Source organism: Streptomyces sp. S186 (assembly GCF_051603415.1).
Lineage (GTDB): Bacteria > Actinomycetota > Actinomycetes > Streptomycetales > Streptomycetaceae > Streptomyces.
The window spans coordinates 2,227,880-2,246,252 of sequence record NZ_CP193932.1; the positions used below are offsets into that span (position 1 = coordinate 2,227,880).

9 protein-coding genes and 2 pseudogenes are annotated in these 18,373 nt (G+C 71.0%); 1 reads left to right on the forward strand and 10 read right to left on the reverse strand.

Features of this window, described 5'->3' with window-relative positions; translation table 11 throughout:
* Positions 1–172 precede the first annotated feature (172 nt).
* The 3 genes from ACRAS8_RS09355 to ACRAS8_RS09365 all read right to left on the reverse strand — a co-directional run bounded on the left by ACRAS8_RS09355 (position 173) and on the right by ACRAS8_RS09365 (position 3,373).
* Complete coding sequence (locus ACRAS8_RS09355; protein ID WP_438485480.1) at positions 173–1,765, reverse strand: DUF4192 domain-containing protein; 1,593 nt, start codon at positions 1,763–1,765, stop codon at positions 173–175.
* A gap of 189 nt (positions 1,766–1,954) precedes the next feature.
* Positions 1,955–2,710, reverse strand: coding sequence for a thioesterase II family protein (locus tag ACRAS8_RS09360; RefSeq protein WP_438485481.1), 756 nt, complete (start codon positions 2,708–2,710; stop codon positions 1,955–1,957).
* Positions 2,711–2,935: 225 nt separating this feature from the next.
* Positions 2,936–3,373, reverse strand: coding sequence for a cold shock domain-containing protein (locus tag ACRAS8_RS09365; RefSeq protein WP_438485482.1), 438 nt, complete (start codon positions 3,371–3,373; stop codon positions 2,936–2,938).
* Positions 3,374–4,040: 667 nt separating this feature from the next.
* On the opposite strand from ACRAS8_RS09365, the gene ACRAS8_RS09370 reads away from it, so the two are divergent.
* Positions 4,041–4,466: a hypothetical protein gene (locus ACRAS8_RS09370; RefSeq protein WP_438485483.1), complete on the forward strand. Its 426-nt coding sequence runs from the start codon at positions 4,041–4,043 to the stop codon at positions 4,464–4,466.
* A 330-nt stretch (positions 4,467–4,796) separates the two neighbouring features.
* Here the strand turns inward: ACRAS8_RS09370 and ACRAS8_RS09375 are convergent, their stop codons facing one another.
* The 7 genes and pseudogenes from ACRAS8_RS09375 to ACRAS8_RS09405 all read right to left on the reverse strand — a co-directional run.
* Positions 4,797–4,970: a hypothetical protein gene (locus ACRAS8_RS09375; RefSeq protein ID WP_438485484.1), complete on the reverse strand. Its 174-nt coding sequence runs from the start codon at positions 4,968–4,970 to the stop codon at positions 4,797–4,799.
* Positions 4,971–5,319: 349 nt separating this feature from the next.
* Positions 5,320–8,634, reverse strand: a pseudogene (locus ACRAS8_RS09380) (type I polyketide synthase); the annotation flags it as partial.
* Between the two features lie 485 nt (positions 8,635–9,119).
* Positions 9,120–10,217, reverse strand: a complete 1,098-nt coding sequence (locus ACRAS8_RS09385; RefSeq protein ID WP_438485485.1) for an HAD-IIIC family phosphatase — start codon at positions 10,215–10,217, stop codon at positions 9,120–9,122.
* 68 nt (positions 10,218–10,285) lie between these two features.
* A complete protein-coding gene (locus ACRAS8_RS09390; RefSeq protein ID WP_438485486.1) occupies positions 10,286–11,395 on the reverse strand; it encodes an acyl-CoA dehydrogenase family protein in 1,110 nt (369 codons plus the stop codon).
* The gene (locus tag ACRAS8_RS09395; protein ID WP_438485487.1) at positions 11,385–11,681 is read right to left on the reverse strand and encodes an acyl carrier protein; all 297 of its coding nucleotides are present in this window, start codon (positions 11,679–11,681) and stop codon (positions 11,385–11,387) included. The genes ACRAS8_RS09390 and ACRAS8_RS09395 overlap by 11 nt, the downstream gene beginning before the upstream one ends.
* A complete protein-coding gene (locus ACRAS8_RS09400) occupies positions 11,681–12,544 on the reverse strand; it encodes a 3-hydroxyacyl-CoA dehydrogenase family protein (protein WP_438485488.1) in 864 nt (287 codons plus the stop codon). Before ACRAS8_RS09400 ends, ACRAS8_RS09395 begins: the two co-directional genes overlap by 1 nt.
* A 132-nt stretch (positions 12,545–12,676) precedes the next feature.
* Positions 12,677–18,334 (reverse strand): annotated as a pseudogene (locus ACRAS8_RS09405) (type I polyketide synthase); the annotation flags it as partial.
* Positions 18,335–18,373: the final 39 nt, after the last annotated feature.

Sequence of the window (18,373 nt, forward strand, 5' to 3'; positions counted from 1 at the left end):
CCGGCGTGGTGCGTCGGTCTCCGGTGGGGCGGTGGGGCGACTGGGTGGTGGGGACAATCCCTGGCACGCTGTGTGCTCCCTGGTGAGGTCGGGGCTCCGTACGGACTGCGCCATACAGGTGAACGGTGCGGCCGGCGACCAGGTCACGCCGGCCGTACCTCGCCCCTCGCGGTCACCGCCGGCTTCGGTCACCGTCCCGTCCGGTCCGGCGGGTGCCCGGCGCCCCGGTCGTCCGGGAACCGGGGCCGGTGCCGCCCCTTGGTCCGCGGGGCCTGGCGGAGTTTCCCGGGCGCGGTGGGGCGGTTGACCGTTGCGCGGTGCGGCGACGGCCCGTTGGGGTCGCCTCGCTGCCGGCGGAGGCGGCCTCGGCCTCCTCGCGTTGCTGCCGCAGGCAGCGGCGCAGTGGCTCGGGGTCCAGGCCCTCGTTGATGGCGCGGTGCAGCAGTTGGGCGAAGACGCAGTCGGGGTCGGCGGTCAGGGCGCGGCTGAGGGCGACGCGTGCGGAGGGGCCGTCGGCCGTGGACCAGCAGACCCAGCCGGCGAGGGTCAGGGGCGCCGCGGCGTGTTCGCCGTAGCCGCCGGTGCAGCGGCGGGCGAGGGCGCGCCAGAGCCGGAGGGCCGCGGCGGCGTCGGGGCCGTCCATCCATTCCGCGGCCCGGTCCCGGGTGGCGCGGTCCTGGAGGCCGAGGATGAGGGTGGCGGCCTCGGCGTCGGTGATCAGCGCGTCGTCGCAGGCGTCCCGGGCCCGGGTGCTGCCGGAGGGGGTGTCCCGGCGGAAGCGGTGGATCAGCGCGGCGGCCTGTTCGAGGGTGTCCCGTCGGACGGTGCCGGCGCCGTCCGGGCGGAGCATCCGCGGGAGGAGTTCGGAGGCCGCCTCGTCCAGTGCCTTCTCCTGGTCGGCACCGCGTGGGCCGGTGCGGGGCGCCAGCCGGGCTTCCATCTCCTTGAGCGAGCCGCGCACCTGCATGCCCGCGTAGGCGGCGGCCGCGGCCATCACGGACGTACCGGGCAGGAACAGCGGGGTGCCGTCGGCGGGACAGCAGCGATAGTCGGGGCAACAGTAGGACCAGAAGCGGCCGTTGGAGAGGCACAGGGCTTCCAGGACCGGCACATCCAGGGAGCCGCAGGCGGTGCGGAGCCGCTGTGCCAGGGGGCGGAGGCGTTCCTTGACGTCCTGGCCGCTCTCGCCCGGTGACGGCTCCTGGCAGAGGAAGACGAGGATGCCGACGAGGCGGTCGGAGCGCTTGCGGGCGCCGGAGATCAGGCAGTCGGCGAGTTGGTCGCTGACGTCGGGCCAGTGGGACGGGTCGGTGGGGATGCCGAGTCGGAGCCGGCCGCCGAAGCGGGTGCGTTCGCCGTGCAGGGCGACCATGACGATGCTGTCGTCCGGATAGAAACCGAGGAGGTAGGGCAGCGCGTCGGCGAGTTCGGCGGGGCCGCGGAGGATGACTTGGGGATCGGTGGGTGGGGGCGGAGGCGGGGAAGGGTTGGCCGGGGCGGAGTCGGCTGCGGCGGCGGGGTCGGAGGGGGGCGCGGTGTCGGGGGGTTGGGTGTTGGGGCGTTGGGTGTTGGCGTTGGGGAATGAGGTGTTGCTGTTGCAGAAGAGGGCGGGGCTTGGAGGGTCGTAGGGGGTCGGTGGGTGGCTGTGGGGCGGTGCGGGGGCCGGGGTCGTGGCGGTGTCGTCGGGGTGGGTCGCGGGGGTTTCGGTGTCGTGGGTTTGCGGGTCGTCGGGGGTGGGGTCGTGGGGTTCGTTGTGCGGATTCATGGCTCGAAGATCCCGCGGCGGCGCGGCGTTCCGCGACCCCTGTGGACAACTCGCGCGAGCGGTTTTCCACAGGCGGGAGCGGTGGGTTGCGCTGCACGTCCGATCGTGCCGGTCGCCCCTGGAAACGGCTTCGCCGAGGCCCGGGGGTGCTCAGGCGGGCCTCGGCGGTCGTGGTGGGTGTGGCCGGCGTCAGGTGGTCGAGCGGGCGTGGGCGACGAGGCGCTTGTTGATGTCCTCCTGGTGGTCGGCCAGGTAGAAGTGGCCTCCGGGGTAGACGGCGAGGTCGAACGGGCCCTCGGTGTGGTCCTGCCAGGCGCGGGCGTCCTCGATGGTGGTGCGGGGGTCGTTGTCGCCGGTGAGGACGGTCACGGGGCAGGCGACCTTGGCGCCCGGCTCGCAGCGGTAGGTCTCGATGGCCTGGTAGTCGCTGCGGATGGCCGGGAGCACCATGCGCAGGATCTCCTCGTCGCCCAGGACGCGCGCGTCCGTGCCACTGAGCTTCTTCAGCTCGGCTATCAGGCCGTCGTCGTCGCGCTGGTGGACGGTCTCGTCGTAGAAGAGCGAGGGAGCCCGGCGGCCGGAGAGGAACAGCATGGTGGGGCTGATGCCGTCCTTCTCCAGGCGCAGTGCGGTCTCGAAGGCAAGCACCGCGCCCATGCTGTGCCCGAAGAAGGCGAAGGGCACGTCGGTCCACGGGCGCACGGCGTCGGCCAGTTGGTCGGCCATCGCGGATATGGTCCCGATCGGCTGCTCGCTGTGGCGGTCCTGACGGCCCGGGTACTGCATCGCGAGGACCTCGACGGTGCCGGAGAGTGCGGCGGACACCGGGAAGTAGAAGCTGGCGGAGCCGCCCGCGTGCGGGAAGCACATCAGCCGGGAGGTGGGTGCGGGCCCGGGGTGGTAGCGCCGGACCCACGGGTCGGTTGCGGTGGAGCTCTGTGTCACGAGCGTCGATCCCTTCGTCGGCCCCGCCCGTGGCTGTCGTCGGGGCGTGCACAGTGAACAGTCGGGGCGTACACAGTGAACAAGGGTGCCGCAAGTGCATCGGCGCACTTGCGGCACCCCTGAGACGTTAAAGTCCGCCGGTCATGGCGGAGTTCGCCGGTCGTCGGTGTTCCGGCACCGTCCGCGTGTTCCGTGGGTCGTACGGTTCCGGCGCGGTGGCGCGGGTCAGCCTTCGACCCATCCGTGGTGGCGCGCGAGGTCGACGATGCCGGCACGGATCCGCTGGATCTGTGCGGCCGTCAGGGTCTCGTCGGTCGCGACCAGGGTCTCGATCAGTTCGCTCCGGAGATCGGCGGCGGTCAGCACGTCGCACAGTTCGTCGTCCACCCGGCGCTCCTGGGCGAGCGTGGTGCGGACCGCACCCGGGGCCAGTGAGCCGCGGGCGAGCTGGCGGCTCGCCGGCTTGTTGACGAGCCTGATCTGGGACGCCTTCGGGCCCTTTTCCCCCGCCTCCAAGAAGAACTCGACCTCGTAACCGGCCTGGTAGAAATTCTTCTCGTCGACCAGGTCGTTCGCATGCATGAAAACGTCTTCGTCACCCGTGTCGGGGGCAATGAAGCCATAACCGCGAATCTCGTCGAACCGCAGGATCTTCCCGGTCATCAACACAACAGCCACGCCTTCTCGCAAATACTGCTACCGCATACAACGGGCGCCCCTTTGGCACCCCGGACACAACTTACCTAGGTTCGCGGCTTCGTACGAGCCCCCTCCCCTGATGGATGCGCGGGAGCGGTGTGTGTGTGGGGGGGCGGCGTGTGGGGGGGAGGTCTGGGGTGTGGGGTGGGGTGCTGGGAGGGGCGGAGGCCGGCGGCCCGACTGGGGCCGGGACGGGGACGGGTGGCGCGGCTGCCGATCACGGGGGCCATGGGGGCCATGGGGGGGCGTTGTGTGTCCTGGCCGGGGCCCTCATCGGGACATGTTCGGGTCCGGCCTACGGCCTACCGGGGGCCCGACGAACGGAAGTTGACGTAGGGTCAGCAGAAGGACACCTTCCGCTCGCACGGGTATTCGCCTACAGATCCCACTCCGGAATTCATGACAAATGTCATGAGCGAACAATGGGAGATCTCACTGTCGAGCGCACGGCGCCGGCGAGCACCATATGAACTCGTGAACGACGGTGCACGGCCGACCAGAGTGCTGGGAAATCCCCGGCATCGCACGGAGCGATTCCGGGCGGTGCGCGGCAGCGACCTCACGGTCACCTCGGCCCGCACGCCCCGCATGGGTTTCGCCCCAGAACCGGCAGAGAAGTGAAAGGACCACCATGACAACCCGGGTCATCGCGGAGGATCGCCTGAACGACGAGAGCGTCCGGCAGGCATTCCGCCGCACCAAGCGGCTCGTCGGCTGCTACGTCGGCCTCAGCGTGCTCACGCTCATCGCCATCATCCTGCTGCGCGACCACCCCGACATCGCCACCGATGCCGCCTGGGTCCGGGTGATCATCGTCGTCGCCACCTCTCTGCTCATGACCTCGTTCGCCGCCCGGGCGTCCCGGGGCCACAGCAAGTCCTTCCTCCGACTGCGGCTGGCCTCCGGAATTATGGTCGTGGCGATTGCCGTCATCGTCGCGCTGCCGGGTGCCTTCCCGGTGTGGCTCCGGATCGAGCAGGCCGTGTGCGGAATTCTGCTGCTCGGTGTCGTCACACGCGTCAACGGCAAGACACTCCGGTCGGTGTTCGCCAAGTAGCGGCCCGACGGAAACCTCCGCGATCTCCGCGGACCTTATAGCCACTGTGTATCCCCCGGCGTGCTGGACCGGTTCGGCCATCGAAAGGCCGTCCGGTCCAGCACGTTTTTGGCGTGCGTGCGTATGGGCGCGTGAGGGCGTTGGGGCGTGAGGGCGTGAGGACGTTTCGGCGTAGGCGTGTTCCGGTGTGTGGTTCCGCCGCCGGTGACGTCGGGCGTCGCCACACGCCATCGCCCGCAAGGAACCAATCGGACGGTTCCTTGCGGGCGATGGGTGGTGCGGAATGACGGACGGTCAGGGGCCGTCGTCTCCGGTGAACTATTCGGTGAACTAGGCGTCCGCCGTGGCGGCTTCCTCGGCCACGGGGCCGGCCGGCTGGGGCGGGACGCTGAGGCCGGGGGCCTTGAGTTCCGGCACGGTGGTCACCGCCGCGAGTGCCGCTTCGATCGCCTCGGTCAGCGAGGCGGACTTCGTGTCGTCGAAGTCCATCTTCGTCACGGGCACGTCGGCGTTGGTCGGAAGGGTGTCGCTCCCGAACTCGGCTTCGGCACAGCCCGCTTCCCTCAGGGTTGCCAATTCGTCGTCAGTTATCTCTCGGTTGAGAACCAGCGAAAACTTGTATCCCACCGCCCGCCACCCCAATCTCTCGCAAATATCCGGAACTTGACTGTGTCAGATACCTGACGTGCCAGATACCTGATGCGCTCGATATCTGACCGTGCTCGATCGCGTAGCACGCTAACCGCATTCATTGAGCGGCGCAACCGCGTCCGCTTCTTCTGTTCCTTCTTCTGTTCATCCTTCTGTTCAGGTGCGGGATTTCGGCAGCTGAACACCGGTCTGGGGCGATTCCTCAGGCAGGTTCGGTTCCCAGTTCTTTGTCGATGAGGGCGAAAATGTCGTCGTCGCTGGCCTCGTCGAGCTCGCGGTGCATTCCCGAACCGTCCGCGGCTCCGGTGCGGAGGTCTTCGACAATGCTTTCCAGGCGCGCCATGATCCTGAACCGTTTGTCGGAGTTCCGCCCCGCCGCGAGGAGCACGGGCTCCAGCCGGTCCAGTTCGTCCAGGACGGACAGGTCGCCGGTCTCCCCCTCGGCCAGGTGCTCCAGCAGCTGTGCGGCAAGCGCGTCGGGGGTGGGGTGGTCGTAGGTGAGGGTGGGCGAGAGCTCAAGTCCGGTGGCGGTGTTGAGGCGGCTGCGCAGCTCCACCGCGGTCACCGAGTCGAAGCCGAGTTCCTTGAAGGTCCGGTCCTCCTGGACCGCCTCGGGCGAGGCGTGTCCGAGGATCGCGGCCGCGTGCGTGCGGACCAGGTCCAGCAGCAGGCGTCCGCGGTCGGCCTCCGAGAGGCCCGTCATCCGGTGCCGCAGGGGCTGCGTCCCCGTCTCGACCGGGGCGAGGGGCATCTCGGCCAGGGCGTCGAGCGGTTGGTGCGGAGCGGATCCGTTCACCGGCCGGTCGCTGCTGGTGAGCCAGTACCGCCGGCGCTGGAAGGCGTAGGTGGGCAGGTCGATCCGCCGGCCGTGGCCGAGCACCGCCGCCCAGTCCACGGCGACGCCATGGACGTGGGCCTCCGAGAACGTGGCCAGCAGGCGGGCCGGGCCGCCGTCGTCGCGCCGCAGGGTGCCGGTGATGAGCGGGGCGGGCGCGCCGCGGGGGTGGGTGGCCGCGCTGTCCCGGACGGTGTCGGTGAGCGCGGAGACCAGCACCGGGTGGGGGGATGCCTCGATGAAGGACCGGTGTCCGTCCGCGACCAGAGTGCGGACGGCGCGGTCGAACTCCACCGGGGCGCGCAGGCTGGCGTACCAGTACGCCGGGTCCATCTCCGGGCCGGCCAGCATCTGGCCGGTCATCGCGGAGACGATCGGGATCCGGGCCTCGTTGGGCCTGATGCCCTCCAGGACCCGGAGGATCTCGTCCCGCAGGTCGGCGACCTGAGGGCTGTGCGAGGCGTAGTCCACCGGAATCAGGCGGGCGCGGACACCGTCCGCCTCACAGGCCGCGGCCAGCTCCTCCAGGGCATCCGGGTCACCGGAGACCACCGTGGCCACCGGGCCGTTGACGGCAGCCACCGACAGCCGGTCGTCCCAGACGGCGAGCCGTCCCCGTACCCGGTCGGCGGGCTCGGCCACCGAGAGCATGCCGCCCCGGCCCGCCAGCGCCTTCAACGCCCGGGCGCGGAGGGCGACGACCCGGGCGCCGTGGTCCAGGGACAGGATGCCGGCGACACAGGCGGCGGCGATCTCGCCCTGCGAGTGGCCGATCACGGCGTCGGGGGTGACGCCGGCGGCCTGCCAGACGGCTGCGAGGGACACCATCACCGCCCACAGCGCGGGCTGTATGACGTCCGCCGTCTCCAGGGCGGGTGCGCCGTCCGCGCCGGCGAGGACGTCGTCGAGGGACCAGTCGACGTACGGGGCCAGCGCGCGCTCGCATTCGGCCAGCCGGGACGCGAACACCGGTGACACAGCGCGCAGTTCACGGCCCATGCCCAGCCACTGGCTGCCCTGCCCCGGGAAGACGAACGCCACCCGGCCCGCGCCGCCGGCCGCGGCCGTGCCCGTCACCACGCCGGCGGCGGGCTGGCCGGTCGCCACCGCGGCCAGGCCCGCGGCGAGTTCCTCCCGGTCCGCGCCGGTGACGACGGCCCGGTGCGCGAAGGGCGTCCGGGTGGTTGCCAGCGACCATCCCACGTCCGTGGCGTCGAGTTCGGGGCGGGCCAGGGCGAACTCCCGCAGCCGGCCCGCCTGTGCGGCCAGGCCCGCCGCGCTGCGGCCCGACACCGGCCAGGCCGACATCCCCGGGTTCGAGAGCACCGGCAGCGGTTCCGGTTCCGTGTCCCAGGCCGGTGCCGGGGCGGTGTCGGTGGCGGGGGCGGGTTCGGCCGCGGGAGCCTCCTCGACGAGGAGGTGGGCGTTGGTGCCACTGAGGCCGAAGCCCGACACACCGGCCCGCCGGGGCCGTTCGCCCGCCGGCCAGGGCACGGGGGCGGTCAGCAGCCGCAGCGCGCCCGCCGACCAGTCCACGGCCGGGTTCGGTTCGTCGTTGTGCAGCGACCGGGGCAGTACGCCGCGGCGCAGTGCCATGACCGTCTTGATGACGCCGGCGACACCCGCCGCGGCCAGGGTGTGGCCGATGTTCGTCTTCACCGATCCGACCAGCAGGGGGCGGCCCGGCGGACGGTTCCGGCCATAGGTGGCCATCAGGGAGCGGGCCTCGGTCAGGTCGCCGAGGCGGGTGCCCGTGCCGTGCGCCTCGACCGCGTCGACGGCGTCCGGGGTGAGGTGTGCGGCGGCCAGGGCCTGGCGGATGACCGCTTCCTGCGCCTGGCCGTTGGGGGCGGTCAGGCCGTCGCTGGTTCCGTCCGAGTTGACCGCCGATCCGCGGATCAGGGCCAGGACGGGGTGTCCGTTGCGGCGTGCGTCGGACAGCCGCTCCAGGGCGATCATGCCGACGCCCTCGGACCACACCGTTCCGTCGGCCGCCGCGGAGAAAGCCTTGCAGCGGCCGTCCGGTGCCAGGGCCCGCAGCCCGCTGAAGGCGATGAAGTTGCCCGGCGTGGCCATCACCGAGACGCCGCCGGCGAGCGCCAGTGCGCACTCGCCCGCGTGCAGGGCCTGGGCGGCGAGGTGGATGGCCACCAGCGAGCTGGAGGCGGAGGTGTCCACCGTGACGGCCGGGCCGTGCAGCCCGAGCGCGTAGGAGATGCGTCCCGACATGACGCTGGCGGTGTTGCCCGTCAGGAGGTGTCCCGCCAGGCCCTCGGGGGCGTCCTGGAGCCGTGGGCCGTACTCGCGTGGTTCGGCGCCGACGAAGACGCCGGTGCGGCTGCCCCGGAGGGTGGTCGGGTCGAGGGCGGCCCGCTCCAGAACCTCCCAGGACGCTTCGAGCAGCAGGCGCTGCTGGGGGTTCATCGCCAGTGCCTCGCGGGGCGAGATGCCGAAGAACTCGGCGTCGAAGTCGGTGGCGTGCTCCAGGAAGCCGCCCCGGTCGACGTAGCTCTTCCCCGGGACGGCCGGGTCGGGGTCGTAGAGGGAGTCCAGGTCCCAGCCCCGGTCGTCGGGGAAGCCGGAGATGACGTCCCGTTCGTCGGTGACGACCTGCCACAGGTCCTCCGGTGAGCAGATCCCGCCGGGGTAGCGGCAGCTCATGGCGACGACCGCCAGGGGCTCCGCGGCGGCTCCGCTCGGCTCGGTCGGGCCGGTCTTCTCGGACTCGCTCATCCTTCGCTCCAAATCCGTAAGCGAATGCTCCGCGCAACGAGAGCGGGGGCGTTTGCCACGCCTCGTGGGGCTGATACGCGTACCCGATGTGCCCTGGCCGGTATGCGAAAGGGGACCGGTTTACCGCACATCGGGGTAACGCTCAGCGGCGGAGGAACGGACGTTGGTGATCTGCCGCTCGGGATGAACGCGGCCGGTCCCGGAAAGGGCGGCCGCCTGGTGTCGGTCGCGGACGCAGCTTGGCGCCGCGCATTTCTCTCTCCCCGTCTGCTGCGCCCGTATTCAGGAATTCAACCGCACATCAACAGCATCGTTCCTCACATTCCGCCGGAGTATTCCAGAGCCCGGCGCAGAGCGTAAAGGTGTTCGGGGAGCGCCCGGGCCGGCGCCGGATGTTCAACTGCGGCGCTGCGTCACCTGAACACCGCGGGGCGTCACCGGCCGGCGGCCGCGCGGTCGGTGGCCGGCTCGGGCGCTTCCAGGGTCATGGTGACGGGCGCGGGGCGCGGCGTCGGCACCAGGTGACGGAACTGGATGTCGCCGCGGTCGCCGGCGGTGCCGGCCTGGGCCAGGCAGGCGCAGGCGTCATCGGTGAAGCCGGCGAAGCGGTAGGCGACGTCCATCATGCGGTTGCGGTCGGTGGGGCGGAAGTCGGCGGCCAGATGCACACCGGCCTGCGCCGCCTGGTCGATCAGCCAGTTGAGGATCGTGGCACCGGCCCCGAACGACACCACCCGGCAGGAGGTCGCCAGCAGTTTGAGGTGCCATACGCCGGGGTGGTAGGCGAGGAGGAGGACGCCGACCGCGCCGTGCGGTCCGAAGCGGTCGGCCATGGTCACGGTGAGGACGTCGTGGTCCGGGTCGGCCAGCAGTCCGCGCAGGGCGGCGTCGGAGTAGTGCACGCCGGTGGCGTTCATCTGGCTGGTGCGCAGGGTGAGTTCCTCGACGCGGGTGAGTTCCTGCTCGTCGGCCCGCTTGATGGTCATCTCCAGGGCCAGCGAGCGCAGGAACTCCTCGTCGGGTCCCGGGAAGGCTTCCCGTTCGGCGTCGCGGTGGAAGCCGGCCTGGTACATCTGGCGGCGGCGCCGGGCGTCGACCGTGACGTTCTGGGGGCTGAACTCGGGGAGTCCGGCGAGCGTCGGTGCCTGTTCGGCGGTGTAGCAGCGGACGTCGGGGGCGTGGAAGGCCACCTCGGCCCGTTCGCTGGGCAGGTCGTCGATGAAGGCGACGGTGCCCGGTGCGAATTTCAGTTGCCGCGCTATCTCCAGGATCGAGGCGGATTTGGGGCCCCAGCCGATCTGTGGGAGGACGAAGTACTCGGCGATACCGAGCTTTTCGAGATGCGGCCACACCACGTCGTGGTCGTTCTTGCTGGCGATCGACTGGAGGATGCCGCGGGAATCGAGGGTGTGGATCAGTTCGCGGATCTCGTCGGGCAGTTCGACGTCCGGGTTCTCCAGAAAGGTGCCCCGCCACAGCGTGTTGTCGAGGTCCCAGACGAGGCATTTCACAAGGGTGGGCTGGTCGGACACGGGAAAAGAGCCTCCTTTGGCCGTGAACCGCCGTTCCGCGGCGGCTCACGGCTCCGGCATGGGATACGTCAGAAGGAGTCGACGGCGTGCTGCGACAGGATCAGCCGGCAGATCTCGTTGCTGCCTTCGATGATCTCCATCAGCTTCGCGTCCCGGTACGCCCGGGCGACCACATGGCCGTCCTGTGCCCCCGCCGACGCGAGGATCTGCACCGCCGTGGAGGCGCCGCGGGCCGCGTGACCGGCGCTGACGTGCTTGGCCAGCACGGCCGCGACCACCATGTCAGGGGACGCCGACTCCCAGCTCCGGCTGGCCTCGGCACAGGTCTGGGCGGACACCCGCTCGGCGACGAGGAGGTCGGCGAGGTGCCCGGCGACGAGCTGGTGGTCGGCGAGTGGCCGGCCGGACTGCTCACGGCTTCTGGCGTGCCCGGCCGCGGTGCTCAGACAGGCGCGCAGAATGCCGACGCACCCCCAGGCCACCGAGATCCGGCCGTACGACAGCGCCGTGGTGAACAACAGCGCCAGCGACTGGCCGCCACCGCCGAGCACGGCGGACGCGGGGATCCGCACCTGGTCGAGCCGGACCTGTGAGTGGCCGGCGGCACGGCAGCCCATCGGGTCGGCGATCGGCTCGATGCGCACTCCGGGAGCGTCGGCCGGCACCACGACGGCGGCCGCGTCGTCGCCGTACCGGGCGAGGACCAGCAGCAGATCGGCGTACCGTGCGCCGGTCACCCACATCTTCTGCCCGTCGAGGACGAAGTCGTCGCCGCTGGGCAGGAGGCGGGTCCGCATGGCCGCCAGGTCGCTGCCCGCCCCCGGCTCGCTGAACCCGACGGCGGCCAGCCGGCCGGTGGTCAGCTCCGCGAGGTACCGCTTGCGCTGCTCGCGGTCGCCGAACCGCTGGATCGTCGAGGCGGCGATCCCCTGTGACGTCATGATGCTGCGCAGGGAACTGCACAGGCTGCCCGCGTAGGCGGTGAGTTCGCCGTTGGCCCGGCTGCCGGCGCCCAGGCCACCGTGGGACGCCGGGACCTCCGCGCAGAGGATGCCCTTGGCGCCGAGGGTGCGCAGCAGGTCGAGGGGGAGTTCACCGGCCACGTCCCAGGCCGCGGGCCGGTCGCCGACGAGTTCGCCGAGGAGGGCGCGCTCGTCGGCCAGTTGGTCAGGCGTCATCGGTGGTTGCCGAGGTCTCGCGGAGCTGTACGACCAGGCCGGTCATCGCCTCGACGGTACGGAAGTTGTCGAGTTTCAGCGCCGGGCCGACGATGGCTATGTCGTACTGCTCTTCCAGGTGGACGACCAGCTGCATGGCGAACATCGACGTCACCAGGCCGTCGCTGAAAATGTCCTGGTCCGCCGTCACCGTGGTCTTGAGGCGCTCGGAGAGGAACGCGAGCAGTCCGCGCTCGATTTCCTCCGCGGTGGGCGGCGCCGTCGTGGTGTTCTGGTCAGTGGTCATCAGACCCCCCTGGCGTAGTCGTAGAAGCCGCGGCCGGTCTTACGGCCCAGACTTCCTTCCCTTACTTTTTCCAGCATCAGTTCGCTGGGCTTGCAGAGTTCGTCACCGGTGCGCTCGTAAAGGACGTTGAGCGAGTCGACGAGATTGTCGATTCCGATCAGGTCCGCGGTGCGCAGCGGGCCGGTCGAGTGGCCCAGACAGCCCTCCAGGAGACCGTCCACCACCTCGACGGAGGCGACGCCCTCCGCCACGAGTGCGGCGGCGCTGTTGATGAGCGGATGCAGCAGCCGGTTGATGACGAAACCCGGAGCGTCGCGTACGACGAGGCCCTTGCGGCCGAGTGCCGTCAGGAGTTCGGTGACCGCCTCCATCGTCCGGTCGCTCGTGCCGGAACCGCGGATGATTTCCACCATCGTAATGAGGTAGGCGGGATTCATGAAGTGAACACCGACGAGCTCTTCGGGGCGAGCCACCGAGGCGGCCATCTCGTCGATCGGAATGCACGAGGTGTTGGAAATCAGCAGGGTGCCGGGGCGGACGACCGCAGATACCTCGGCGAGCACTTCGGCCTTGGTCCCGGGCAGTTCGGTCACCGCCTCGATGACCGTCGTCGCATCGGCGGCATCGCGCGGGGACAGGCCGGTCGTCAGCTCGCCCTGCGGCCGGTCCGCCGGCAGCGAGCCCATCAGCTGGGCGTGCCGGAGCTTCTGCGCGATGGTCCTGCGGGCCCCGGCCAGCACATCCGCGCTGACGTCGATCAGCACGACCGGGACGCCGTGCCCGAGGGCCAGTGCCGCGATATTCGTTCCCATGACACCGGCGCCCAGAATGGCGAGCCGGTGGTTCGTGTAGTCAGCGCTCATCGCCATCACATTTCGTTTCGCTTCGGTCGGATCGTTGTATTCGGATCGTTGTGTTCGGCCCGCACGGACCGGTGGCTCCCGGTGGCCCCTGTGCGGTCAGCTGAGCTGATCCAGCGTGGTGAGCCAGTCGTTGACGGCCCGGGCCGTGCTGTCCGCGTGGTCGCCCATCATGCTGAAGTGGTCCCCCGGCACGTCCACGGCGGTGACGCGGCTGGAGAATTCCCAGGAGGCGCGCTGGAGTTCGCCGGATTCCGGCGTATCCGTCACCGCGTCCGCGGCCCGGATCAGCAGTGTCGGCAGGTCCGTTGCGGTCAGTGCCCGCCAGTCCAGTGAGTAGTAGTGCGCCATGGCGGTGAACCAGGCGTCGCCGCCCGCGTTTCCCTGCTGTTCGCTGTCGCCGAGGGCCACTGCGGGAAGCCTGGACATGATGTCGTCGGGCATTTCCTCTGCCGTGGGCGAGTAGGTGTCGATGAGCACCACGCCCGCCGGTGGCATGCCGATCTCCGCCAGGCGAGCCGCCACCTCGTGCGCGACCATTCCGCCCGAGGAACGTCCCACCAGTACGAAGGGTTCGGCGCATCCGGACTTCCGGACGTTGTCGGTGTGCAGTTCGATCAGCGCCTCGGCGGTGGCGGCCAGCGGCTCCCCGGCGACAAAGCCAGGGGTGGGAATGACCGACACCTCCCGGCTTCCGCGGAAGCCCGCGGCAAAGCGCGCGAATTCCTGGGCGTCCGAACTCCCGGCGAACGACGGGAAACAGAGCAGACCAGGTGATGCGGCACCCCGGGAGACCGGAACCGGCTGAGGTATCTTCGCGAGTTCGGCCGTGGTGGTAAACGTCGAACGGAGCGCAGCCAGGTCCTTCACCTGCCCCATGACCGCGTCCGCCGCGCCGGACCGGGCGGCGGCCCGTACGAACAGCCCGCTGAGGGAGTCCGGCAGCGCGCCGGCGTCCGACGCCGCGTCCGCGGCCGTGAGGTAGCGACGCCGGTCGTAGCCGCCGTCGGCCACGTGGTGCGGGCCGTCGGCGGCGTTGAGCAGTCCCGTCGCGGACAGCTCCGAGCCCAGCTGTGACGCCAGGATCGCCGGTGTGGGGTAGTCGAACGCCACGGTGCCCGCCAGTCGCAGCCCGGTGGCGGTGTTGAGCCGCTTCCGCAACTCGACCGCCGTCAGCGAGTCCAGACCCAGCTCCAGGAAGCTGACATCGGGCGTCACGGCGTCGGTGGTGGGGTATCCGAGGACGGCGGCGGCTTCGGCCCGGACCAGGTCCGTCAGCACCCGGTCCTGCTCAGCCCGCGGCATACCTGCGAGCCGCTGCCCCAACTCACCCCGCGCCTGGCCACTTCCGCCTTCCGGTGCCGCATCGGCCGCCAGGACACGCCGCACCTCCGGCAGCGAACCAATCAGCCTGCTGTCCCGACGCAGAGTAAAGGTAGGGACGAAACGTTCCCAGTCCACGTCCACCACGGTGATCGCGGTGTCGCCACCATCGACTGCCTGCGCCAACGCACGGGTGCCGAGGGCGGGTTCCATCACCCGCAGGCCCAGACGACGCAACGCCTCACCCGTCGAACCACCACCCATACCCCCGCCACCCCACAACCCCCAGGCCACCGACGTCGCCGCCAAACCCCGGGCCCGACGGCTCTCCGCCAACGCATCCAGGTAAGCGTTGGCCGCCGCATAGCCCGGCTGCACGCTGCTGCCCCACGTCGCCGCGATGGAGGAGAACAACACGAACGCGTCCAACTCCAGGTCGGCGGTCAGCTCGTCCAGCCACCGCGCGCCGGCAGTCTTGACCGCGCACACCCGCGCCACATCGGCCACGGATGCGTCCACCAACGCCAGAGCCTCACCCACACCGGCACTGTGGACCACGCCACACAACGCCGGTCCCCGGGACGCGATCCGTTCCACCACCCCGGCGACCTGCGACCGCTCCGCCATGTCACAGGCCACCACGTCCACCCGGGAGCCACGCGCTGCCAGCTCCGCGGCCAGTTCGGCCACACCCGAGCCCGCCGGGCCCGAGCGACTGGTCAACACCAAACGCGGCGCACCCCGGCCCGCCAGCCACCGCGCCGTATGACCACCGATCCCACCAGTACCACCAGTGATCAACACCGAGCCCTGCGGGCGCCACTCACCCTCCGGGGTATGCCTGGGCTCAGCACGCACCAGGCGACGGGCTACCGCTCCTGCCGGGCGCAGCGCCACCTGGTCCTCGCCGCCGGCGCCGGTCAGCAGCGCGCACAAGCGGGTGGCGGCACGGTCGTCCCACGTCGACGGCAGGTCGACCAACCCACCCCAACGGTCCGGGTGTTCGAGGCCGGCGACCCGGCCGAGGGCCCAGACCTGTGCCTGCGGCAAGCTGGTCAGCTCGTCCCCCGGGCCGGTGGTCACCGCGCCCTGGGTCAGTACCCACAGCGGGGCGTCGATGCCGCGGTCGCCCAGTGCCTGAACCAGGCCCAGCGTCCCCGCCAGACCGTGGTCCACCACCGGGAACTCCGCCAACGGCCCCTCGTCCAACGCCAACAGCGACACCACGCCGGTCGCCTGGGCCTCGCCGGACGCGGCTTCGGCAAGCCGGCCGGCCAACGCCGCACGGTCCACCTCACCCGGGCCCGTCTCGACCAGCACCACCTCGGCACCACGCTCACCCAGCGCCCGCACACAACCCCGCACCACCGCGTCATCCACACGGTCGGACGGAGCCACCACCAGCCACGTCCCCGACAACACCGCCGAAGCAGGCTCGGCAACCGGCACCCACGTAATCCCATAACGCCAGTCCGCCACCGCCGCATCATCCTGCTGCCGACGCCGCCACGACGCCAACGCCGGCACGACCTCGTTGAACGGCCGCGCCTCGTCGACCGCCAGGGTGTCAGCGAGCTCCTGGAGCCTGCCGTCCTCGACAGCGGCCCAGAACTCCGCCTCGGCCGCACTGCCCGCGCCCGCGGGTGCCTCGGGCTGCGTGAGCTCCGCCGTGGCCTGCGGCCAGTAGCGCTGACGCTGGAAGGCGTACGTCGGCAGGCCGATCTGCCGCCCGGGCCGCAGCACTGCCGTCCAGTCCACCGCGACACCGTGGACGTGTGCCTCGGCCAGTGACGTCAACAGGCGGCCCGCGCCGCCGTCGTCGCGTCGGAGGGTGCCCGTGATCAGCGGCGCGGGCGTACCGGTGTCCTCGATGGTGTCGGCGATCGCCCCGGTCAGCACCGGGTGCGGCGACACTTCGATGAAGGCGTGGTGCCCGGTCTGTGCGAGGGTGCGGATGGCTCGGTCGAACTCCACCGGTGCGCGCAGGCTGGCGTACCAGTACCTCGGGTCCATCTCGGGGCCGGTCAGCGTGGCACCGCTCATCGCCGAGATGATCGGGATCCGGGCCTGGTCCGGCGTGATGCCGTCCAGGGCTTCCAGGATCTCCCGTTCGAGGGTTTCGACCTGGGCGCTGTGGGAGGCGTAGTCGACCGGGATCAGGCGGGCGCGGACACCGTCCTGCTCACAGGCGGCGGCCAGTTCCTCCAGGGCCTCCGGCTCACCGGAGACCACGGTGGCCGCCGGGCCGTTGACCGCTGCGACGGAGACCCGCTCACCCCATGGGGCGAGCCGTTCCCGTACCCGGTCGGCGGGTTCGGCGACGGAGAGCATGCCGCCCCGGCCCGCCAGAGCGGTCAGCGCCCGGGAACGCAACGCCACCACACGCGCACCGTCGTCCAAGGAGAGCGCCCCGGCCACACAGGCCGCGGCTATCTCACCCTGAGAATGGCCGACCACCGCATCCGCAGTGACGCCGGCGGCCTGCCAGACAGCGGCCAACGACACCATCACCGCCCACAACGCAGGCTGCACCACATCCGCCGTCACCAGCTCCGGCGCACCCTCCGCACCCGCCAGAACATCATCCAACGACCAGTCCACATACGGGGCCAAAGCCCGCCCACACTCAGCCAACCGGGACGCGAACACCGGTGACACAGCACACAGTTCACGGCCCATGCCCAGCCACTGACTGCCCTGCCCCGGGAAGACGAACACCGTGCGGTCCGTGCCGTCCGGTGCGCTGACGCCCGTTGTCACACCGGCGGCAGGCCGGCCGGTGGCGACGGCGGCGAGCGCGGCAGCGAGTTCCGCCCGGTCGGTGCCGGTGACCACGGCACGGTGCTCGAATGCCGAGCGGGTTGTGGCCAAAGACCAGGCCACGTCGGACGGTTCGAGCTCGGGACGGGCGAGGGCGAACTCGCGCAGCCGGCCCGCTTGCGCCGCCAGGCCCTCCGCCGACCGGCCCGACACCAGCCATGCAGACGCCGCCGAACCCGACAGCGCCGGCACCGCAGCCTGCGCCGGCTCCGCCGACTCCGCGGAGCCGTCCGTCCCGGCGTCGTCATCTGCCTGGGCACCAGGCGCCGGCGCCTCTTCAAGAATCACATGGGCGTTGGTGCCGCTGATGCCGAACGCCGACACACCCGCCCGCCGCGGCTGCTCACCCGCCGCCCACGGCCGCGCCTCGTTGAGCAACCGCACCTCACCCGCCGACCAGTCCACATGCGGCGACGGCTCACCGGCATGCAAGGTGGCCGGCAGCAGCCCGTTGCGCAGGGCGAGCACCATCTTGATGACGCCGGCGATACCGGCGGCCTGTTGCGGATGACCGATGTTGGACTTCACCGAGCCCAACCACAGCGGCTGCTCCTCCGGCCGCCCCTGGCCGTAGGTCGCCAGCAGTGCCTGCGCCTCGATGGGGTCACCCAGTTCCGTACCGGTGCCGTGCGCCTCCACCGCGTCCACATCACTCGCGGACAGTCCGGCGTTGGCCAACGCGGCACGGATCACCCGCTGTTGGGACGGGCCGTTCGGGGCGGTCAGGCCATTGCTGGCGCCGTCCTGGTTGACGGCGCTGCCGCGGATCACGGCGAGCACCTGGTGGCCGTTGCGCCGCGCGTCCGAGAGCCGCTCCAGCAGCACCACGCCGGCACCCTCGGCAATACCCATACCGTCGGCGTCGGCCGAGAACGCCTTGCAGCGCCCGTCCGCGGCCAGCACCCGCTGGCGCGAGAAGCCCACGAACTCGGCCGGGGAGGACATCACCATCACCCCGCCGGCCAGGGCCATGGTGCACTCCCCCGCCCGCAGTGCCAGGCATGCCTGGTGCAGTGCGACCAGCGACGACGAACACGCGGTGTCGATCGTCACCGCCGGGCCCTCCAGTCCCAGCGTGTACGAGACCCGGCCGGAGATCACACTGCCCGCGTTGCCGGTCAGCAGATACCCCTCTGCCCCGCTGTCCGCCTGGATCAGCCCCTCCCCGTAGCCCGAGTACGTCGCCCCGGCGAAGACTCCGGTGAGGGAGCCGCGCAGGGTCTCCGGGTCGATGCCGGCGCGCTCGACCGCCTCCCAGGAGATCTCCAGCAACAGGCGCTGCTGGGGGTCCATCGCCAGCGCCTCACGCGGGCTGATCCCGAAGAACCGCGGATCGAACTCCGCCGCGCCCTGGAGGAAGCCGCCCTCCTGGACGTACGACGTGCCGGGGTTGTCGGGATCCGGGTCGAACAGGCCCGTCATGTCCCAGCCGCGGTCCTGCGGGAAGCCGGAAACCGCATCGCCGCCCGCGGCCAGCAGTTCCCACAGCCGCTCCGGGCCGTCCACCCCGCCCGGATACCGGCACCCCATGCCGACGATCGCGATCGGCTCGCGGTCCCGTTCCTTCTCCTCGCGGAGTAGCTGGCGGGTCCGGCGCAGCTTGGCGGTTACCTGCTTGAGGTAATCGAGAAGCTTTTCCTCGTTCTCCATCTACCGTCACACCCTCTGGCCTGCCTGGTACGTGTGTTA

What these genes read in the sequence shown, in the direction of transcription:
- ACRAS8_RS09390 (WP_438485486.1), bottom strand. Translation starts at nt 11,395, where the DNA reads ATGACGCCTGACCAACTGGCCGACGAGCGCGCCCTCCTCGGCGAACTC.
- ACRAS8_RS09365 (WP_438485482.1), bottom strand. Translation starts at nt 3,373, where the DNA reads ATGACCGGGAAGATCCTGCGGTTCGACGAGATTCGCGGTTATGGCTTC.
- ACRAS8_RS09400 (WP_438485488.1), bottom strand. Translation starts at nt 12,544, where the DNA reads ATGAGCGCTGACTACACGAACCACCGGCTCGCCATTCTGGGCGCCGGT.
- ACRAS8_RS09370 (WP_438485483.1), top strand. Translation starts at nt 4,041, where the DNA reads ATGACAACCCGGGTCATCGCGGAGGATCGCCTGAACGACGAGAGCGTC.
- ACRAS8_RS09395 (WP_438485487.1), bottom strand. Translation starts at nt 11,681, where the DNA reads ATGACCACTGACCAGAACACCACGACGGCGCCGCCCACCGCGGAGGAA.
- ACRAS8_RS09355 (WP_438485480.1), bottom strand. Translation starts at nt 1,765, where the DNA reads ATGAATCCGCACAACGAACCCCACGACCCCACCCCCGACGACCCGCAA.